We start from the raw sequence: 19,747 nt of genomic DNA on the forward strand, positions 1-19,747 counted from the left end.
ATTAATTTTCACTCTCTGGTTCATCCCCCATTACTTCTTCAAAAAGATCAGCGTATGCATCATCGTCGAGCATTGAATCAATTTCATCGAGCTTCTCAGGAGCCCAAATTTCGATACGCTCTCCGCTTCCGATAAAAATGGCTGTTCCGTCGATTTGAGACCACTCTTTAAGATGTTGTGGAAGAGAGATGCGGTGTTGCTTGTCGAGGGTAACATCTTCGGCGTATCTCAGAATATTTCGTTTTACCGTACGGCCTTTCCTGCTGAAACTGTTGATTTTATCGAGTTTATTTTCAACTACTTTCCACTCATCCTGAGGATATAAATAAAGGCAAGCGTCAACACCACGGAGGAGAGTATATCGATCTTCAGCATCAGGGCTCACATTTTTGCGTAGCTTGGCCGGGAAAGCAACACGGCCTTTATTATCTACACTGTGTTCATATTGCCCTTTGAAGCTTGGCACGTGAATTCTCTATTTTTAAATGATTGCTAAACTACTTGGCAGGATGTGATTGATGTGATACTCGATTAACCCACTATCCCCCACTTCTCCCCACAATGTACCCTATTGCCCCCTAATATGTCAAGAAAAATGTTTTGATTATTAAAAATAAGATTCCTGTTCTATTAATTTAATATCCCCCATTAGAGCGTTCTGAGGGCGATATCAGAAAAGTATTTTAAGGAATAGGGTAAACTGTGGTAAAAAGTGGTGAGTCATTAGAGAGCTAAGTGGATGCTAGTGAGATGAAATCACTAAGATTCGGGTTTATTGAACTTTTGTTAGTTGTCGGAGTGCTTACACTATCCATTAATTGAACTCATTTCGGATTTATTTACGTATATCGGAGTGAAGCAGAAATCAAACTCTAATAACAAACTATCATGAAGAAGAGAAGGTCAATTCAAATAACATTTCTCGTATCAATATTTTTCTTGAGTTTCACTCAAGTCTTAGCACAAGAAAAAGGGTATAAGATAGATATGAACTCTGGTATGTATGAACGACTTACTCAAGAGGCCAAAGAATCAAATGAGGGGCTGCCCGCAGAAGAGCTGGCACGGTTTTTCTCTCGAAATCTGACTATAAGTTCAACGGCTGAAGAACCAATTAAATCTCGTCTAATTATACTTTTTATGGATGGGAAAGGGAACATCATCAATCGATACGGTCTTGATGCGGAAGAGTTATCGAACAGGAGAATGAGGCTCGGTAGATTATTGAGCTCATCGCAAATTGCAGGAATCATGAGGGAGAGTGTTCCGTCCACAAACTGGATTCCAGGTACTCAATGGCTTTCAGATAATGCACCTTTGCGAAATACGGACGAGATAGAGAGAGTTGCGCGGCAAATGGCTATAAAAATTGGATCACCAGCTCGGAATGATGAGTTTAGAAATTCCCATAGCTTGGCATTTGTAGTTGCACCCCCTGAAATAGTTGCGCCCTCTGAAAATGAATTCGATAAACCTACTCTGTATTTTGCTGTATTCTCATTATATACTAAGTAGCTAAACGCGTTTACCAGTTAAGATTGTAAGCAATAAAACCCTATAGTTATCTGAAATGAGTTTTTTTAGCTTTTGTCATTCCTCCCGACAGCGGTCGGGAAAAAGCACCCGAATCTTCCCCCTTACATCCTACGCCAAACATGCTCACCGTAGCCTTGCGCGAAGGAGAGGCTTCGGAGCACAGGTCGAAGGGGGACTCAGGGGGATGATCAGCCTATAAAACATGCTTCATATAATGAATACGACTATAGCTTTTTAAATTCAACTGGTAACCGCGTTAACTAAGCATTTTAATTTTTTTAAAGAAAATCTACTCAAGCCGGGATTAAAAAACGATTCCGGCTTTTCTTTTTAGACCGATGATATTCATTTGAATCAATTCTATAAAATATTTCGCATCTATTGGTACAGGGATTTAGTAAACCTTGTTATATTTGGATTTAATACGACCAGATAAATTTTCTAAAGACATATTTCATCAAAACAGCTAACTAAACCGAACAAAAGATTCGAATGAGTAAACTACTATTACCGATAACCATTGTTCTGTTTCTATCGATCTCAAACAATAAATTGCAAGCACAAGAACGCAGTTTCGGAATCAAAGGAGGAGCCGCCGGATATCAGCTTACAAGCGAGTTGGGTGATTTCTCATCAACTTCAGACCGAAAGATTGCGTTTGAAGCCGGTATTTTTGGTGAGTTTCCAATCAACAGGTTACTTGCCATTCAACCGGAAGTTGTTTTTGTACAGAAGGGCGGCGAAGAAACAAGTCAGTCGTTAGGCAGTTCATCGGTTACTCTCAACTATATAGATGTACCCTTATTGTTGAAAATTAATGCACCCGTTGACGGAAGTCTTCAACCATTTATCTTTGGCGGCCCATATGCCGGGTACCTGATTGAAGCAACAAGTGATTCAGAAGGAGAGAGCCAAGATTTAACAGAGTTCCTGAATGATATTCACTATGGTATTAAAGTAGGAGTGGGCTTAAATATCGGCCCTGTATTAATTGATGCAAGGTACGATATGGGGTTTGCCAATCTCTATAAAGAGGATGAGGAATTGGATGGATTTGACGGTGATTTTGAATTCACAACAACCGGCTTTGTTTTAAGCTTAGGCCTTAGATTTTAAATAATCACGTATAGAAATCAAGAGAAGCCCCTTGTTAAGCAGTGTTAACAGGAGGCTTTTTTTATGCGATTGAAAGAACGTCAGCCAAGATTCCGGCAGCAGTTACCTCTTTGCCCGCACCGGGTCCCTGGATAACCAATGGCTGATCGTAGTATCGTTTAGTCTTGATCTGAACCAGGTTGTTTGTGTCTTTAAGCTGACCCAAGGTGGAAGATTTTGGAACTTCGCTAATTCCAACATTTATTTTTCCGTCCCTCAACACACCGGTATATCGAAGTGTATTCCCGGCTTGATCGGCTTTTGAGACCCTTTCACTCCAGTCTTTGTCAAACTTGTAGAGTTCTTCAAGGAATGTGGTTGCATCTACATCTTTCAATTGATCGGGTATCAGTGATTCCACTTTAAGATCATCGCGCTCCATTTTGTAACCACAGATTCTGGCGAGAATCAGAAACTTTCGTGCAACATCCTCTCCGGAAAGATCATCACGAGGATCGGGTTCGGCATAACCAAGGCTGCGTGCTTTAATCACAGATTTGCTGAAACTATTTCCTTTGTCAAGTTCAGAAAAAAGATAGGTCATGGTTCCTGAAACAACGCCGCTGATCTCGATGATCTTATCGCCGGTTTGAATCAGGTTCTTGATGGGATTTACAATTGGAAGTCCGGCGCCAACATTAGTTTCATAGAGAAATTGCACATTTTTTTCAGCGGCAAGTTCATGCAGGGATTCAAAATCATCCTGACTTTGCGTATTTGCCAGTTTGCTGGGGGTAACAACATGAATATTCTCCTTCAGCAATTGTGGATAGATTTTCGTGGTTTCCAGGCTTCCGGTTGCATCTACAAAAATAACTGAACCTTTAGGGTAGGAGGTCAATTTGCTGGTGATCGACTTCCAATCCTTTTGCGGTGCCTTCAAAAGTTTTTCAAGCGTGTATTCAGTCTGGCTGTGATCGTACCAAAGAACATGCTTTCGATTACAAACGCCCAGTACGCGCAGGGATTTCTGAGAACCGTTTTTTGAAATCTGCTTTAAAAGCGTGCTGCCCACCGCCCCCACGCCGGCTATAAAAACTTTCTTCACCTGTTTTGCCTGATCCGGTTTGACTTGTTTATATGCTTTCAATTGTGATGACATAATTAATAGCTCAGTGTCTGTTTTTCTTTAATAAATGGTTTGATAATGTCGTTGATCTGTTCAAATTCAATCAGGAATGCATCGTGTCCGTACGACGATTTAATTTCTTTGTATTCTGCATTCTTTAATAATTTTGCCAGCTCTTTTTGTTCATGAGTTGGATACAAATGGTCGGATTCAATACCAATGACTTTAACAGGTGATTGAATCTGCCCGAGAACTTCTTGAAATGAACCTCGATCCCTGGATACATCATGCGAATCCATTGCTTCTGTTAAGGTGATGTAGGAATGAGCATCGAACCGGTCGGCCAGCTTTTTGCCCTGGTAATTCAAATATGATTCCACCTGGAACTGATCAGAATCTCCCTGGAGTCCGCGGCTGAATTTCTTCTCATAATCAGATGGGGTTCTGTAGGTAATCATCGCCATCATTCGTGCTGCAGCGAGGCCTTTAGCGGGTCCGTCATTTTTATCGTAATTACCATTATTCCACTTTGGATCGGTAAATATTGCCTGCCTTTGGGCATGGCTGATTCCAATAGCCCACGGACTGTGAGATTTCCCCATCGCTATAAGTGCTGCGGATTCGATACGATCGTCCATAATAGAAAACTCGAGTGCCTGCATCCCTCCAAGCGAGCCTCCAAGTACCAGTTCAATTCCGGTTATTCCAAGCTGATCTAACAACTGCTGCTGAAATCGAACCATATCCCGAACTGTAATTTCAGGAAAGGAGCTTTTGTACGGTCTGCCGGAATCAGGATTTTCTGACCAAGGACCGACAGACCCGTAAGGACTGCCGGGTACATTAATACACAGAATAAAATTTTTAGCGGGATCGCAAACCCGGCCCGATCCAAAAATCCCGGGAAACCACTCATCGGCCGCAGCATGGCCCGTTAATGCGTGGCAAATGAGAATCACATTATTTTTCTCTTTATTCAGTGAACCCCATGTTTTATAGGCTACATCCGGTTCATTAAACCGAAAGCCTGCCTCTGTGATAAAAGGCTTTTTTAATTTCTCTATGGTAATTCCTTCGTTCATTTGCTTTTCAATGTTTAATATTCCCACCGGTTTTAAACCGGCAGGAACTTACACTCAAAACTTCTTGAAATCTACCTGACCGTCAATTTTTACAGGATTGCTTATGATATCAAGAACCGGGCAACGGTCTACAGAAAGCTTTTCAAGTGTTTTAAGTTTTTCTGTATCAGTTTCATTCGTTTCTATTGTCGTTTTATAAGAGACAGATTTAAATCCGGCTCGTTCTTCTGAAAGATTCAGGAAACCATGCAGGTCCAGATCACCGTCCACCTCAACATGTACTGCTTTGATATCGATATCCAATACCGTGGCATAAGCTTTAATGACTATTTCCTGGCACGCAGCAAAAGCACCTAATACATATTCAACGGGGTTCGGTCCTTCATTTGTCCCGCCAAGTTCAACAGGTTCGTCTGAAACAAATTCAAAATTCCTGATTTTTATATTCGACAAAAAACCGTTTTCCAGTGTTGATTTTGCCTTAAATGTGGCATCTGCCTGTTCAGGATTCTTTTGGATTCCCTGTATTAAATTCAAAAGCGAATTTTTCAGTTTATCGTTGTTAAGATCAATAACTGTTTCTGTACTCATTACTTTGTATTTTATGGTTGCATGATATGTATGCTGAATCCTTAAAAAAGATACAGCATACTGTTAATTAGCAGCAGGACTCCCGCCCGGAGTCCTGCTTTTTTTATTTAAGCTGTTGTTTTTATGTTTTTAAATGCCTGTTCAAAGTCACCGATGATATCGTCAATATGTTCGATACCCACTGAAACCCGCACAAGGTCTTGTTTCACGCCACTTGCAGCTTGTTCCTCTTCAGAAAGTTGCTGATGTGTGGTGGATGCAGGGTGGATTACCAGTGTTTTCGCATCACCCACATTTGCAAGGTGACTTGAAAGCTCAACACCTTCAATAAACGCACGGGCAGCGTCATATCCGCCTTTCACTCCAAAAGTAAAGACTGACCCAAATTTGCCTTCCCGGAGATATTTCTTGGCATTTTCGTGAGAAGGGTGATCAGGCAAACCGGTGTAGCTAACCCAGGAAACATTTTCATTGTTTTGAAGCCATTTGGCTAGCGCAAGGGTATTTTCGTTGTGACGTTCAATGCGGAGTGAGAGAGTTTCCAATCCCTGTAGCAACAGAAAACTGTTGAAAGGAGAGGGAGCAGGACCTACATCACGTAAGCCATCAACTCTTGCACGGATGGCAAAAGCGATATTTCCAAATGGGCCGTCTTCGCCAAATACTTCCCAGAAGTTCAACCCGTGGTATGATGGAGAAGGTTCGGTAAACAGAGGATAGTTGCCATTCCCCCAGTTGAAGTTTCCGGCATCTACAATCACGCCGCCGATGCTGGTTCCGTGGCCGCCAATCCATTTTGTGGCAGACTGCACCACAACATTTGCACCGTGATCGATAGGACGATTAACGGCTCCGGCAGCCCCGAAGGTGTTATCAACAACGAGTGCAATTCCGTGTTCTTTAGCAACAGCAGAGATTCCGTGAAAATCAGGTACGTTTCCGCGCGGATTACCGATAGACTCCAAATATATCGCCTTTGTATCATCATCGATTAGAGCTTCGAAAGATTCCGGATCGTCGTTTTCGGTAAACTTCACATCGATTCCAAGTCTTGGAAGAGTAACCTTAAACTGGTTATAAGTTCCACCATAAAGATTCTGAGTGGATACAATATTATCGCCAGCCTGTGCAAGGTTTGTAATGGCCAGGAATTGTGCGGACTGCCCGGATGCTGTTGCTACTGCAGCAGCACCCCCTTCCAACGCTGCGATTCGTTGTTCAAAAACATCGCTTGTTGGATTCATGATTCGGGTATAGATATTTCCAAACTCTTTTAGCCCGAATAGATCAGCTGCGTGTTGGGTGTCATCAAACGTGTATGAAGTAGTCTGATAGATCGGTACAGCTCGTGACCCTGTTGCCGGATCCGGTTTCTGTCCTGCATGTAATTGCAATGTTTCGAATTTGTAGTTTTTAGCTTCTCCGTTATCGCTCATGTTATTTGTAGTTATGAATTAATGTTAGTTGAAGGTCTGTATTAATTTTTCCGTGAAGGAGGTAAGATCAGCTTCATGTTTTGGAGCTGATCAATGAGTATGTTTCGTAGTTTGAATGGTACATTGGTTTGATTTATTGATGATCCCTGATTAAAAACTGGTGATCAACTTTCATACATCTGTTTTGAATCATTGTGATGTTTTCTTTCTGTGCTCTTTTTACCTGGTCGGGATGGTTACCCGTACCCAGTTGCAGCCAGATAACATTGGGCTGCAGCTGAATTGATTGATCCACAACCTCAGGAATCCATTCAGGCGGTAAAAATACATTTACAACATCCACTTTTCCCGGGATTGATCGTAAATCCGGATATGTTGGCTCGCCAAGAATTTCATCTGCATTTGGGTTCACAGGTATAACCTTATACCCGGCATTTTGTAAATATCGGCCTACATACCGGCTGTCTTTATGTCGATTTCTGGAAATTCCCACAATTGCAACTGTTTCAATTTTCGTTAATAACTGCTGTATGCGATCTGTTTCTTCTGACAATGCATGATCAGATCGCATTTTCTTATCGTACCAGTTTGTAAATGTATTTTTCAAAACTTCTTATAGATTCTGTTTCCCGTTGAAAACAAAAAAGCCTCTTCCAAATTTCTGTCCCTTTTATGGGAAAGATGTTCAGAAGAGGCTTTTATTTACTTGTGCCTTATCGTCTTATCTTTCCCAAACTCGATGCAAGATCGAATCGGGCAGGATTTAGCACCTGACTTCCGATAATATGAATTATCGAAACGGTTGCTAAGGTTTCACAGGGCCTGTCCCTCCACCTTTCTGGATAAGAATTCAATTTTTTAAAGAACTCATCCGCGGTTTGCGGTTATCAAAAAAGCCCTGCTGGTATCCAGAGGGCTTTTCAATATTTTAATGAAAAAAAGATCTGTCCCTCTGCATCACGTGCTACAACAACACATACACATTATGCAGAAACAACAAGCAATATTTTCGTTGAATTTTTTCATCGCCATATAATACAAGAGAAATGTCTATAGTTGCAACATTTTTTTTAAGAGCTAAAAAAGTTGAGTAAAATCCTAGAAACGGATTTCCGTGATTATTTCCAATCGATTAATATCTTCAACCTTTCCGTCAATTTTCATCCAGTTCCTTCTCACGTTTAAGATAATCTTAGAACTATTTGGGAAACGATAAGCAATTCCCCCCACCGCCTGCCTTGAAGTCCACAGGTTGGTGTCGGTATTTACAATCTCATCAAATCGGTTGATGAGTTTTATCGGAATACTTTTGATAGGCCTTATCTCGATAAAATGGCTCCATCCTTTTAAATCTATAGGTTGAAAATTGTTCGTAACAAAGTTACCTGAAGCATCACCGGTACCTGTAAATCCCTGAAATACAGTTGTAAACTGAAATGATTCATAAGAAAGCGCCGTTGAGATCATTTCAAAATCGGGGCTTTCCGGGATATTTCCTTTACCGTAGGAACCGAAAATACTAGTTTGAAATCCTGGAATATGGTCAGGTAATGGTCGAATCGTCAATCTTCCCTCAAGCAGTTTATTGTTGTTTTCTTCAAGAGAATTGTAACCTCCGCCATTGTAAATTCCAACGCTAAGGCTACCGTATCGGCCTGGATAGGAGGATTGAATGTCCTGTTGGAAGGTTTCGTCAATTTCTCCACCAATTAAAGAGGCAAATGTTACTCCAAAATCAGCTGAACTTACAAGGCCATTCTGATCCAGGAACATCGATTCCTGAGAGCGATAGTCATTTATTTTTTGTTCAAAATCGATCCAGGGCCGATGAACAACGCCTATTTCGGCATATGGACTTGTCAGAAATCCGTAGTCATCAAAGTTTAATTTTAAAAGAGCATATTTCAGCCGGAGCTCGATATTTCCTTTACCATCTCCTTCCTGGTCAATTGAAACATCCTGGGTAAAACGGATCTGGGCCATTCGAGTAAGTCGTTTTCGAAATGTTATATACCCTCTCTGAATGGTGAACTCATTGTTAACACCTTCATCCTCAAAGATTCGCTCATAAGAAAAGAAAAACTGGCCACTGAAATCGACGCTGGTATCAAGGTCTTGGCTATAAAGCATAAATGGAAAAAACAGCAATCCCACTAAAACCCATCTCATGGTAGTATATTTTATTTTCATATAACGGTAGAATCTTGCCCAAACATAGAGGATTTAAGACTCTTTTTGAAGTTTTCTGAGTTATTTACTCTGTTCAAGCCATTTTTGTAAAATTTGAGTCAATTTTTATATGCAATCACAGGCAATGCCAGGGAAGGGATACGGTCATTCATCGAGTCTGTCTGAGTTCAACTGTAAGTACACATTTTGTCAGTTGAATGACGAACAGAAACACAAATATGCTCTTATCGAATTCTGAATTTCAGACTGATCAAAACCACTCGATAAAGATTCGGATTGGATTTGATGATCAGTTGTTTGAAGGAAACCCGTATGTACGAACATCGATAGAAATCCGCCTGATGGCACGAATCGATTGTTTGTAAGTGAATTGAATTGCGTAAAATTTGGATCTCTGTTGATAGTATATAGAACAGAGCAACCTTTTCCCGGTGAAGAAGAAATCATACCCGGGGTTTAAATTATTACCTGCTAATACCCCAAGTTCCGGACCCAGTTTTCATCTTCTCTCCACTTTTCTCGAACCTTGACGTGGAGATCGAGAAAGACCTTTTTCCCGATAAAATCCTCAATTGCTTTTCGTGCCTCTATGCCGAGTTGTTTGATCGCTTTTCCGCCTTTCCCAATTAACATCCCTTTTTGTGATTTTCTGTTGACGATGATATTGGCAGAAATTCGGTCGATATCGATATCCGCATCGTAGGAGACAATATCTACAGTGCAGGAGTATGGAATTTCTTGCTGGAACTGCAGGTAAACTTGTTCACGGATCAGTTCAGACACGAAAAAACGAACGGGATGCTCGCTTAAGTCTTCTTTCGGGTAAAAAGGAGGTCCCGATGGGAGATAGGATCGAATATCCTCAAGAAGCTCGGTAATTCCCTCGCCATTTAGTGCTGATACAAAATGGGTAGAAGAGATACTGAGTTTATCTTCAATTTCATCAGCTTTCTGCTCGCCTAATTCATTTTTTACCCGGTCCATTTTGTTTACCACCAAAATTGTTGGTTTGTTGATCGATTTGAGCAGTTCAATCACCTCTTTTGTCGGGTGTTTATCGGTCGGGTCAAAGATAAAAAGAAGAACATCGGCATCAGCCCTTGCCCGGTTAACGGTATTCATCATCGCTCGTTGCAGTTCATATTTTGGGGTGATCACACCCGGAGTATCCAGGAATACGATCTGGGTGTTCTCATCAGAGTAGATACCAACCACCTGGTGCCGGGTAGTTTGGGCCTTGTGAGTAGTAATGGAGATTTTGCTTCCGAGAATCCGATTCATTAGCGTAGATTTACCTGCATTCGGTTTCCCGATGATGGCTGCGTACCCGGATTTGTGTGATTTTTCAGTCAATTTTTTGATTTTTTTTTTGAAATACCTCCCCGAAGGGAAAAAACGAATGTAATGAGCCTCGGGATGACACCCTTCCCGGCTGGCGCTATACTCCCCTCAAGGGGAGATGCCCTACCCCTGATTAATCGCTGAACACAATTGAATCTGCCTCCTCCCGACAGGGGAATTATTTATTCATAATTTTCAAATATTCTTTAACCGTACGCTCCAATCCCCAGAAAACGGATTTGGAGATGAGGGCGTGCCCGATACTTATATCCTCCAAATGATTGACATGATCAATTAGGATTGGAAGATTTTGGAGGTTTAAGCCATGTCCTGCGTTTACAATCATTCCCAAATTATGAATAAGTTCTGCAGCCTCAGATAATCGTTCGAGCTCTTTTTGCTGAGTATCTTCATCAGGGGCATTTGCAAACGTTCCTGTGTGAAGTTCAATAGCATCTGCCCCAAGATTGTGGGCCAATTCAATATCCTCTGGGTTCGGGTCGAGAAAAAGACTGATCTTAATACCGGAACCGTGAAGTGCCGGAAATACACGATTTTTAAAGTCATTAAATATAACTTTCATATCCAGGCCACCCTCTGTTGTCAATTCTTCACGGCCTTCAGGCACCAGCGTGCAGAGGTGAGGCTCTACATCTTTACAAATCTCAATCATCTCATCGGAAGCCGACATCTCGAAATCAAGGGTTCCTTTCACAAACTTTTTGAGTCGGTAGACGTCTTCATCACGTATATGTCGCCGATCACGCCGAAGGTGAAAAACAATTCCGGAAGCTCCGGCCTGCTCACAAACTGTAGCGGCATCCGCCGGATCAGGATAACCTTCACCACGGGCATTTCGTAAAGTTGCTACATGATCAATATTAACAAGTAACTGCATTGATTTTTTACTTTCAGAAATCAAATTAATTAAGAATATTTATATAAATATCATCCTGAAGATACAATATCCCCATACAAATGTTTAATTCGCTCGCATCCCAAAGGGTAACTTTATTTGCGACTCTCGGAGTACTCTGTTTTTATTTGAGCGGATGCGGAATCTCTAAAAGGACCGCTGCCCCAGACCCTCCCGAAGTGAGTTCAAATCCACTGGAGGAACCGGCGGTTCAAACAGAACCCGAGCAGCCGGTCCCCGCAGCAATGGATATCTCAAATGCTTATGAGAATATCACCAGCGTTCGAAGGCAGTTGCAAAATGCACATCGGGAATGGAAGGGAACTCCCTATAGATTTGGAGGAGAAACCAGTAGCGGAATCGATTGTTCGGCATTTACACAACAGGTATTCCGGGACTTTTTTAAAAAGGATCTTCCGCGACATACTCGCAGCCAACTCCAGGAGGGGACCGTCATCAGGAGGCGATCGATAAAAACCGGGGATCTTATCTTTTTTAAGACAGGGCGGAGATCGCTCCATGTGGGTATATCAATGGGGGATGGCGATTTTCTGCACGCATCTGTTACATCCGGAGTAATGATCTCTAACATCGGCGAAAGTTACTGGACAACTCGTTTTCTTGGAGCGCGAAGAGTTTTATAAGGCGTTTACCGGTAAAATTATCATACAAAAGGTCCTTTCCATGAAGTCGAACTTTGCGAGGACTTTTCAGACCCTGGCAGGTTCTATATAAAGATACTTTTGACAGATAAAGGCGTTATTATAGTCTTTTTTGTAAATGATAAAAGGAACCCGCATTTTCCAATGAAATAGGGTATTTATAGTCGTTGTTCAGTTTATCATTTTATTATTGCATACATGAGAAAGAAAGTTTTATTAGGATTCGATGTCGGAAGTTCATTTGTAAAAGGTTCTGTAATTGATGCTGATGATGGGGACCTAATTGCCTCAGCATCCGCACCCGATAATGAGATGGCCATGTATTCACCCAAACCGGGCATGGCAGAGCAGAAACCTGAAGTTTGGTGGGAGCAGATCAAATCACTGACGCATCAACTTCTTTCCTCAGATACATTTAGCAAAGATGATGTGGCGGGTATCGGGATATCTTACCAAATGCATGGTTTGGTTGCTGTAGATAAAGATCTAAAGGTTCTGCGACCCTCTATTATATGGTGTGATAGCCGGGCTGCTGCAATTGGGAGAGAAGCTTTTCATGATCTTGGTGAAGATTTTTGCCTGAAGACCTTCCTGAATTCACCGGGAAACTTTACCGCATCGAAATTGAAATGGGTAAAAGAGAATGAGCCGGAAATTTACAATGAGATTTGGAAAATTATGCTTCCGGGTGATTTTATCGGGATGAAACTGACTGGTGAAGTCTGTACCACAAAATCGGGCTTATCTGAAGGAATTTTTTGGGATTATAGTGAAAAAGATGTGGCACGGTCCCTGTTGGATCATTACGGGATCTCTGCCGATCTCTTGCCGAAAGCCTACGATTCGTTTGACGATCACGGAAGTCTCACGCAATCCGCCGCTGATGAGTTAGGTTTGAAAGCGGGTACGCCCGTGACTTATCGAGCAGGGGATCAACCTAATAATGCATTTTCTTTAAATGTGATCAATCCCGGTGAAGTAGCAGCTACAGCGGGTACATCCGGGGTGATTTACGGAGTGATCGACAAACCTGTGACGGATGCAAAATCCAGGGTAAATACCTTTATTCACGTGAACCATGGGGCAGAAAAGGAACGCTATGGAATGCTTCTTTGCATAAATGGCACCGGAATTCTGAATAGCTGGATCAAAAAGCAGTTGGCTGATGACAGACTTTCGTACGATGAAATGAATGAGCTTGCCGCAGGGATTGAGATCGGTTCAGAAGGATTGAGTGTTTTACCTTTTGGAAACGGTACGGAGCGTGTACTTGAGGATCAAAATCCTGGAGCTCAATTCGGTGGAATTGATTTTCACCGGCACACCAAGGCACATATGTTCCGGGCGGCACAGGAGGGCATTGTATTCTCCCTCAACTATGGATTGCAAATCATGGAAAAAACAGGCATTGAGTGCAAAACTGTGAAAGCGGGCCATGCCAACATGTTTTTGAGTCCTGTATTCAGAGAGGCATTTGTAAATACGACCGGGGCAACTTTAGAATTGTATGATACCGACGGTGCACAGGGTGCAGCTCGGGGTGCCGGAGTTGGTGCGGGTGTTTATGAATCAATCGATGAGGCGTTCCAGGGACTTAAGCTAATTGAAACTGTGAGTCCGGAAAAAGAGAAATTATCCAAATACCGAAAGACCTATCAGGAATGGGTTTTAACATTACAATCAAAACTTTAAATACAGACTGATGAGCGAAGAATATTTTCCATCGATAGATAAAATTGAATATGAAGGGCCGGAAACGGATAATCATCTGGCGTTTCGATATTATGATGAATCGAAAGAGATTGCAGGGAAAACCATGAAGGAACATTTCCGGTTTGCAATTGCCTATTGGCACTCCTTTTGCAATGAGAATAGTGATCCTTTTGGGGTGGGGACCAGAACATTTCCGTGGGATAAAAGCAGTGATCCAGTAGACAATGCTAAATTCCGCCTGGATGCTGCATTTGAATTTTTTACCAAGTTAGGAACGCCATATTACTGCTTCCACGATCGCGATCTTGCTCCAGAGGGAGTGACGATTCATGACTCCGAAAAAAACCTTATTGATCTGGTTTCCAAAGCTAAAGAGTACCAGGGAGAAACCGGGGTAAAGTTGTTGTGGGGAACGGCCAACCTCTTTTCTCATCCACGCTATATGAATGGTGCGGCCACCAATCCCGATTTTGAAGTTGTTTGCCACGCAGCTGCCCAGGTAAAAGCAGCGCTCGATGCAACCGTTGAGCTTGATGGCGAAAACTACGTTTTCTGGGGCGGACGTGAAGGATATATGAAACTCCTGAACACCCAGATGAAACGTGAGCAGGATCACCTTGGTGAGTTTTTGCGGTCAGCCAGAGATTACGGACGAAAAATCGGGTTTGAAGGAAATTTCCTGATCGAACCGAAACCGATGGAGCCCACCAAGCAACAGTACGATTTTGATTCTGCAACGGTGATTGGATTCTTGCGTGAGCAGGATCTGCTGGATGACTTTAAACTGAACATTGAGGCAAATCATGCCACGCTCGCCAGCCATAGCTTTGCACACGATTTGGCGGTTGCAGCGGAAAGAGGTTTACTTGGCAGCATAGACGCGAATCGCGGTGATGCCCAAAACGGCTGGGATACCGATTACTTCCCAACCGATCTGTATGATGCTACTGAAGCGATGGTTGTTGTTTTGGAGAATGGCGGAATTGCACCCGGTGGTTTCAATTTCGATGCGAAAATTCGAAGAAATTCTACGGATCTGGAAGATCTCTTTCACGCTCACATTGGCGGAATGGATACATTCGCACGCGGGCTGATCATTGCCGATAAAATTATGAACGATTCTGACTTCAAAAAGATCCGCTACGGACGCTACTCTTCTTTTGATGATGGAAACGGCAAAAGTTTCGAAGAAGGCAATCTGTCTCTCGAAGAGCTGAGAACATTTGCCATTGAGGCCGGTGAGCCTAAGATGACAAGTGGGAAGCAGGAACTGCTTGAAAATATCGTAAATCGATACATCTAAACATGAATACTGGTACAGGTTTGTCCCAAGGGGATTCCCTCGGAGTAACTTGTACCAGTTCTTTGTGATATCTTCGCACAAGTCAAAGACTTGCGCGAGTTTTGATTTATAGGTGTGTTCATCACATCATTTGAAAGATCATGATAGCTGAAATCACGTAGACACACCCCTGATGTTTACGCTGAAGGCTTCAACATCTGTCCCCTCTCAAGAGGAGAGATTCGTTACGAAAACGTAAAAAATAAAAAAAGGAGGATACCTCTCGGCCGCCTCCTTTTTCTTATTTTTTTCGGAATAGATTTACATTCCTTTAACGATCTCTTCGCCAAATTCAGAGCACTTCAGGAGTGTTGCGTCTTCCATCAGTCGTTCGAAATCGTAAGTGACTCGTTTATTGCTAATTGCTTTTTCGAGTCCCTTTTCAATCAGGTCAGCTGCTTCTTTCCAACCCATGTATCGAAGCATCATGACTGCAGAAAGAATCAGTGAGCCCGGATTTACTTTGTCCTGGCCGGTGTACTTTGGAGCTGTTCCGTGGGTTGCTTCGAAAACGGCAATCCCGGAGTTATAATTAATGTTGGCACCCGGTGCGATTCCAATTCCACCCACACAAGCTGCAAGTGCATCGGATACGTAATCGCCATTAAGGTTCATCGTTGCAATCACGTCGTACTCATCAGGACGAGTGAGAATTTGCTGCAGAAATGCATCGGCAATCACATCTTTAACAACAATTCCGTTTGGCAATTTACACCACGGTCCTTCGCCAATCACTTCGGCATCGAACTCTTCTCTGGCTACTTCATATCCCCAGTTTTTAAAGCTTCCTTCAGTAAACTTCATAATGTTTCCTTTGTGAACCAGGGTCACACTGTCACGCTCTTCCTCAATTGCATAATTGATCGCAGAACGAACCAGTCGTTTGGTTCCCTCAATGGAGATCGGCTTGATTCCCAAAGATGATGTTTCAGGAAATCGGATGCTGGTAGCACCGAGCTCATCAATCAAAAAGTCTTTTAACTTTTTATTCTCGGGTGTTCCTGTCTGATACTCAATTCCCGCATAAATATCTTCGGTATTTTCTCGGAAAATCACCATGTCTGTTTTTTCAGGATGCTTGACTGGAGAAGGGGTGCCGGTGTAATATTTTACCGGACGGACACAGGCAAACAGATCCAATTTCTGGCGAATAGCTACATTAAGGGAGCGAATTCCGCCTCCAACAGGTGTCGTCAACGGTCCTTTAATTCCTACAAGATACTCCTGGAATGCAGTTAAGGTATCTTCAGGCAACCACGTATCGTCGCCATATTCCTCAACAGCTTTTTCACCGGCGTATACTTCAAACCAGTTAATTTTCTTCTTCCCGTCGTAAGCTTTTTCAACAGCACTGTCTACAACGTGTTTCATGGCAGGTGTGATATCAATTCCAATACCGTCGCCTTCAATAAACGGAATAATCGGGTCGTCTCCGACTACCAGGGATCCGTCTTCTTTTTTCTTGATGACGGAGCCAACAGAAGGTTTTTCTAATTTTTCAAAACTCATTCGATTTGGTCATTTTTTTTGGGTTAGCAATTTCAGAAAGGCAAAATAATGAAATTAGTTGGGATTTGTTATTCGAGCCAAAGGAAACATGGTATTTCTTTCGAATCAGATGATCATACCGTCATATTTTTTTCAGTTACTGAATCTATCTATTCATCTGTTTAAAAAATACCATGCTTAGTATGAAGTTTATCCTTGAAAAAAACTGCAAATTCCGGTTCTCAAATTGTATCTTTAAAATAGTTTGTAAACCGAGTCGTTTAGTGTAAAACGAAAAAGCGGAGTACACATGATGAAACCCATGTTCGGCTTCAGAGCCAAGCCCAGAAAATTTGACATGCCGACGCGCTATTATGACCCTGAGAAGGAGAAAAAGCGCAGGCAGCGAATGAAGTTTGAAACAAAACGAAAGCGCCATCGTGCTCAGAATATTCGCGTCGTATTATATGCGGTTGGCTTAATTATGGTTATTTGGATTATTGCAGCTCTGTAAGCATCACCTAAAAAATTTGGACTGAGTTATTTGAATCAACAAGGAGAAATCGGGCAGTCGGTTATTCGAACCATGCCCCCCGAACTTTCCAATAAAATTGCCGCCGGTGAGGTCATTCAGCGACCCGCATCTGTAGCAAAAGAACTTCTCGATAACGCCATTGACGCAGGCGCCGATCACATCAAACTGATCGTCCAGCAGGCCGGCCGTACACTTATCCAGGTTGTGGATAATGGATGCGGAATGTCTGAAGAGGACGCCAGGCTCTGCTTCGAGCGGCACGCAACATCAAAAATAGAATCGATTGAGGATCTTTTTCGAGTCCGAACAATGGGTTTTCGCGGTGAAGCGATGGCATCGATTGGCTCTGTCTCGCAAATTGAGATGAAGACCAAGCGGGTGGAAGATGATGCCGGAACACTTCTTGAAATTTGGGGTGGAGAGGAGAAACGATTTGAACCGGTGGCTGTGGATGATGGCACCTCTGTTGCCGTTCGAAATCTTTTTTACAATGTACCGGCGCGCCGTCAGTTTTTGAAGACCGATGCCACCGAACTCAAACATATCATAAACGCTTTTCAGAACAGTGCGCTTGCGAATACCAATATTGAGTTTGAATTACATGCGGATGGTGACCGTATGTATCATCTGCCAAAACAGGATTTGAAAGAACGGATTCCTGCTCTTTTTGGGAAGCAGTATAAAGCCAGCCTGATACCTTTTGAAGAGGAAACCAGTTATGTGAAAATTCACGGGATGCTGGCCGATCCAAAACTGGCCAAGAAAAGCCGGGGAGAGCAGTTCCTTTTTGTAAACGGTCGACCCTTTCAGCACCGATACCTAACCTATGTAATTCTGAGTCTGTTTGATACATGGACTCGTCAAAACGAATATCCTTTTTACGCGATCTATTTTGAGATCGATCCAACGCAAGTAGATGTGAACGTCCATCCCGCCAAACTGGAAGTGAAGTTTGATGATGAACGGAGCATCATTCAGCTGGCCCGATCGGTGATTAAAAAGGCGATCAATGAATATTTTGCTGTTCCCGATATTGAAACCTCAGAACGAGTAGAGAATGATTTCGATCTCTCATTAGATCAGTTTTCAAACCGCAGTGATAGCCAGAGAAATCGTGGAGGAAAAACCGATCCTATCAATATACCTTCAAGGATCAATTTTCGAAAATCCGGAATCGACGGTGAAGAATCGGCGGAGCGTTTGTATGGGGGAACAGACACCGATGGCGATTATTCTGAAGAGGAGCAAAGGCAATCGTCTGCTAAACAAGGCCAGTCGCGGGACAGAGGATTCTGGCAGCTTCACAATCGATATATTCTCACCCAAACACGTACAGGTTTATGCGTGATAGACCAGCATGCGGCACATAAACGAATTATTTTTGAAAAGGCGATGAGCGCTACGGAAGAGTCACTTCCCGGCACACAGCAACTTCTCTTTGCTCAAACGGTTGAATTAAATGCCACTGAGTTTTCACTGTTGAAAGAGCTATTGCCAATCATCCAGCGAATGGGATTTAGCATTCAGTTGCTCAGCGGAAATACATCCATTATCAATGGCGTACCGGCAGATATCGAGATAGGAGATGAAAAAGCGGTGCTTCGAGATATGCTTCAGCAGTATCGGGAACTCACTAAAAAACCATCTCTTGATGCACGTAAGCGGGTAGCTATTGCTTTTGCTTCTCGTACGGCAATTCCCAGAGGGAAGAAACTCTCAGAGCAGGAGATGGAGATGTTGATTGACCAGCTTTTTGCCTGCAATGAGCCCTATCATGACCCACTCGAAAAACCGACACTCGTAACGATGTCTATGGACGAAATGAAGCGTCGGTTTAGATAAGAACGCCGGACAGCTTGTCCGGCATCATAGGGTTTCGCTGTGGTAAAAAACGGGAAAGTTGGGGTTGGACCGAATTTCGGTATCCTGTTCCACCTCTCTCAGTAAAATTGAGTTTATCAGTAACGGGCAAGCTGCCCGTTGTACGATGTACGCCGGACAGCTTGTCCGGCACCACAGGGTGTCGTTAGGTAAAGAACAGGAATGTTGGGGTTGGACCGGGTTCCGACATCCTGTTCCATCTCTCTCAATAAATTTGAGTTTATCAGTAACGGGCTGGCAGCCCGTTGTACAATGTACGCCGGATAGCTTGTCCGGCACCACAGGGTGTCGTTAGGTAAAGAACAGGAAGGTTGAGGTTGGACCGGGTTCCGGCATCTTGTTCCATCTCTCTCAATAAATTTGAGTTTATCAGTAACGGGCTGGCAGCCCGTTGTACGATGTACGCCGGACAGCTCGTCCGGTACCACAGGGGTTTGTTATGGTAAAGAACAGGAATGTTGGGGTTGGACTGAATTCCAGCAACCTATTCCACCTCCCTCAAGAAATTTGAGTTGATCAGTAACGGGTTGGCAGTCCGTTGTACAATGTACGCCGGACAGCTTGTCCGGCACCACAGGATCTCGTTATGATAAAGAACGTGAAGGTTGAGGTTCGACCGGGTTCCGGCGACCTGTTCCACCTCTCTCAATAAATTTGAGTTTATCAGTAACGGGCTGGCAGCCCGTTGTACAATGTACGCCGCACAGCTTGTCCGGCATCACAGAGTTTTGTTATGGTAAAGAACAGGAAGGTTGAGGTTGGACCGAGTTCCGGTATCTTGTTCTACTTCCCGCAACAAATTTGAGTTTA

General features: G+C 43.0%; 18 protein-coding genes and 1 riboswitch. Of the genes, 7 read left to right on the forward strand and 11 right to left on the reverse strand.

Going from position 1 to position 19,747, the window contains the following annotated elements:
* Position 1: 1 nt before the first annotated feature.
* Positions 2 to 466: a division/cell wall cluster transcriptional repressor MraZ gene (locus tag L6773_RS21805; protein ID WP_237855752.1), complete on the reverse strand. Its 465-nt coding sequence runs from the start codon at positions 464 to 466 to the stop codon at positions 2 to 4.
* Positions 467 to 987: 521 nt separating this feature from the next.
* Here L6773_RS21805 and L6773_RS17385 point away from each other — a divergent pair.
* Positions 988 to 1,515: a hypothetical protein gene (locus L6773_RS17385; protein WP_237855753.1), complete on the forward strand. Its 528-nt coding sequence runs from the start codon at positions 988 to 990 to the stop codon at positions 1,513 to 1,515.
* A gap of 513 nt (positions 1,516 to 2,028) precedes the next feature.
* Positions 2,029 to 2,652 carry a porin family protein gene (locus tag L6773_RS17390; RefSeq protein ID WP_237855754.1) on the forward strand — a complete coding sequence of 208 codons (624 nt, stop codon included), beginning with the start codon at positions 2,029 to 2,031 and terminating at the stop codon, positions 2,650 to 2,652.
* Positions 2,653 to 2,713: 61 nt separating this feature from the next.
* On the opposite strand, the gene L6773_RS17395 is transcribed toward L6773_RS17390, so the two are convergent.
* From L6773_RS17395 to L6773_RS17430, 8 genes are all read right to left on the reverse strand, one after another.
* The gene (locus tag L6773_RS17395) at positions 2,714 to 3,793 is read right to left on the reverse strand and encodes a homoserine dehydrogenase family protein (RefSeq protein ID WP_237855755.1); all 1,080 of its coding nucleotides are present in this window, start codon (positions 3,791 to 3,793) and stop codon (positions 2,714 to 2,716) included.
* Positions 3,794 to 3,795: 2 nt separating this feature from the next.
* Positions 3,796 to 4,842: a homoserine O-acetyltransferase MetX gene (metX, locus tag L6773_RS17400; protein ID WP_237855756.1), complete on the reverse strand. Its 1,047-nt coding sequence runs from the start codon at positions 4,840 to 4,842 to the stop codon at positions 3,796 to 3,798.
* Positions 4,843 to 4,896: 54 nt separating this feature from the next.
* Complete coding sequence (locus L6773_RS17405) at positions 4,897 to 5,433, reverse strand: OsmC family protein (protein WP_237855758.1); 537 nt, start codon at positions 5,431 to 5,433, stop codon at positions 4,897 to 4,899.
* A gap of 107 nt (positions 5,434 to 5,540) precedes the next feature.
* Positions 5,541 to 6,869, reverse strand: coding sequence for an O-acetylhomoserine aminocarboxypropyltransferase/cysteine synthase family protein (locus tag L6773_RS17410; RefSeq protein WP_237855759.1), 1,329 nt, complete (start codon positions 6,867 to 6,869; stop codon positions 5,541 to 5,543).
* 133 nt (positions 6,870 to 7,002) lie between these two features.
* Positions 7,003 to 7,476 carry a CoA-binding protein gene (locus L6773_RS17415; protein WP_237855760.1) on the reverse strand — a complete coding sequence of 158 codons (474 nt, stop codon included), beginning with the start codon at positions 7,474 to 7,476 and terminating at the stop codon, positions 7,003 to 7,005.
* A 111-nt stretch (positions 7,477 to 7,587) separates the two neighbouring features.
* Positions 7,588 to 7,718: riboswitch (SAM riboswitch) on the reverse strand.
* Positions 7,719 to 7,967: 249 nt separating this feature from the next.
* Positions 7,968 to 9,038 (reverse strand): hypothetical protein, encoded by a 1,071-nt coding sequence (locus L6773_RS17420; protein ID WP_237855761.1) that lies wholly within the window; start codon positions 9,036 to 9,038, stop codon positions 7,968 to 7,970.
* A 492-nt stretch (positions 9,039 to 9,530) separates the two neighbouring features.
* A complete protein-coding gene (era, locus tag L6773_RS17425) occupies positions 9,531 to 10,412 on the reverse strand; it encodes a GTPase Era (protein WP_237855762.1) in 882 nt (293 codons plus the stop codon).
* Positions 10,413 to 10,578: 166 nt separating this feature from the next.
* The gene (locus tag L6773_RS17430; protein ID WP_237855763.1) at positions 10,579 to 11,298 is read right to left on the reverse strand and encodes a pyridoxine 5'-phosphate synthase; all 720 of its coding nucleotides are present in this window, start codon (positions 11,296 to 11,298) and stop codon (positions 10,579 to 10,581) included.
* A gap of 197 nt (positions 11,299 to 11,495) precedes the next feature.
* Between L6773_RS17430 and L6773_RS17435 the strand changes: the two genes are divergently transcribed.
* From L6773_RS17435 to xylA, 3 genes are all read left to right on the forward strand, one after another.
* A complete protein-coding gene (locus L6773_RS17435; RefSeq protein ID WP_237855764.1) occupies positions 11,496 to 11,960 on the forward strand; it encodes an NlpC/P60 family protein in 465 nt (154 codons plus the stop codon).
* Between the two features lie 216 nt (positions 11,961 to 12,176).
* Positions 12,177 to 13,670, forward strand: a complete 1,494-nt coding sequence (locus L6773_RS17440; RefSeq protein WP_237855765.1) for a xylulokinase — start codon at positions 12,177 to 12,179, stop codon at positions 13,668 to 13,670.
* A 10-nt stretch (positions 13,671 to 13,680) separates the two neighbouring features.
* Positions 13,681 to 14,994 carry a xylose isomerase gene (gene xylA, locus L6773_RS17445; protein ID WP_237855766.1) on the forward strand — a complete coding sequence of 438 codons (1,314 nt, stop codon included), beginning with the start codon at positions 13,681 to 13,683 and terminating at the stop codon, positions 14,992 to 14,994.
* A 300-nt stretch (positions 14,995 to 15,294) separates the two neighbouring features.
* On the opposite strand, the gene icd is transcribed toward xylA, so the two are convergent.
* Complete coding sequence (gene icd / locus L6773_RS17450) at positions 15,295 to 16,542, reverse strand: NADP-dependent isocitrate dehydrogenase (RefSeq protein ID WP_237855767.1); 1,248 nt, start codon at positions 16,540 to 16,542, stop codon at positions 15,295 to 15,297.
* A gap of 289 nt (positions 16,543 to 16,831) precedes the next feature.
* On the opposite strand from icd, the gene L6773_RS17455 reads away from it, so the two are divergent.
* Both L6773_RS17455 and mutL read left to right on the forward strand, forming a co-directional pair.
* The gene (locus L6773_RS17455) at positions 16,832 to 17,035 is read left to right on the forward strand and encodes a hypothetical protein (protein ID WP_237855768.1); all 204 of its coding nucleotides are present in this window, start codon (positions 16,832 to 16,834) and stop codon (positions 17,033 to 17,035) included.
* A gap of 30 nt (positions 17,036 to 17,065) precedes the next feature.
* Positions 17,066 to 18,898: a DNA mismatch repair endonuclease MutL gene (gene mutL / locus L6773_RS17460; RefSeq protein WP_237855770.1), complete on the forward strand. Its 1,833-nt coding sequence runs from the start codon at positions 17,066 to 17,068 to the stop codon at positions 18,896 to 18,898.
* 116 nt (positions 18,899 to 19,014) lie between these two features.
* Here mutL and L6773_RS17465 read toward each other — a convergent pair whose 3' ends face one another.
* Positions 19,015 to 19,365 (reverse strand): hypothetical protein, encoded by a 351-nt coding sequence (locus L6773_RS17465; RefSeq protein WP_237855773.1) that lies wholly within the window; start codon positions 19,363 to 19,365, stop codon positions 19,015 to 19,017.
* Positions 19,366 to 19,747: the final 382 nt, after the last annotated feature.

It is taken from the genome of Rhodohalobacter sulfatireducens (assembly GCF_022012475.1).
In the GTDB taxonomy this organism is placed as follows: Bacteria; Bacteroidota; Rhodothermia; order Balneolales; family Balneolaceae; genus Rhodohalobacter; species Rhodohalobacter sulfatireducens.

Coding starts and splice junctions, on each gene's coding strand:
- L6773_RS17420 (WP_237855761.1), bottom strand. CDS start 9,038: ATGAGATGGGTTTTAGTGGGATTGCTGTTTTTTCCATTTATGCTTTAT.
- L6773_RS17405 (WP_237855758.1), bottom strand. CDS start 5,433: ATGAGTACAGAAACAGTTATTGATCTTAACAACGATAAACTGAAAAAT.
- L6773_RS17440 (WP_237855765.1), top strand. CDS start 12,177: ATGAGAAAGAAAGTTTTATTAGGATTCGATGTCGGAAGTTCATTTGTA.
- L6773_RS17395 (WP_237855755.1), bottom strand. CDS start 3,793: ATGTCATCACAATTGAAAGCATATAAACAAGTCAAACCGGATCAGGCA.
- L6773_RS17430 (WP_237855763.1), bottom strand. CDS start 11,298: ATGCAGTTACTTGTTAATATTGATCATGTAGCAACTTTACGAAATGCC.
- L6773_RS17390 (WP_237855754.1), top strand. CDS start 2,029: ATGAGTAAACTACTATTACCGATAACCATTGTTCTGTTTCTATCGATC.
- metX (WP_237855756.1), bottom strand. CDS start 4,842: ATGAACGAAGGAATTACCATAGAGAAATTAAAAAAGCCTTTTATCACA.
- L6773_RS17455 (WP_237855768.1), top strand. CDS start 16,832: ATGATGAAACCCATGTTCGGCTTCAGAGCCAAGCCCAGAAAATTTGAC.
- L6773_RS17385 (WP_237855753.1), top strand. CDS start 988: ATGAACTCTGGTATGTATGAACGACTTACTCAAGAGGCCAAAGAATCA.
- xylA (WP_237855766.1), top strand. CDS start 13,681: ATGAGCGAAGAATATTTTCCATCGATAGATAAAATTGAATATGAAGGG.
- L6773_RS17410 (WP_237855759.1), bottom strand. CDS start 6,869: ATGAGCGATAACGGAGAAGCTAAAAACTACAAATTCGAAACATTGCAA.
- icd (WP_237855767.1), bottom strand. CDS start 16,542: ATGAGTTTTGAAAAATTAGAAAAACCTTCTGTTGGCTCCGTCATCAAG.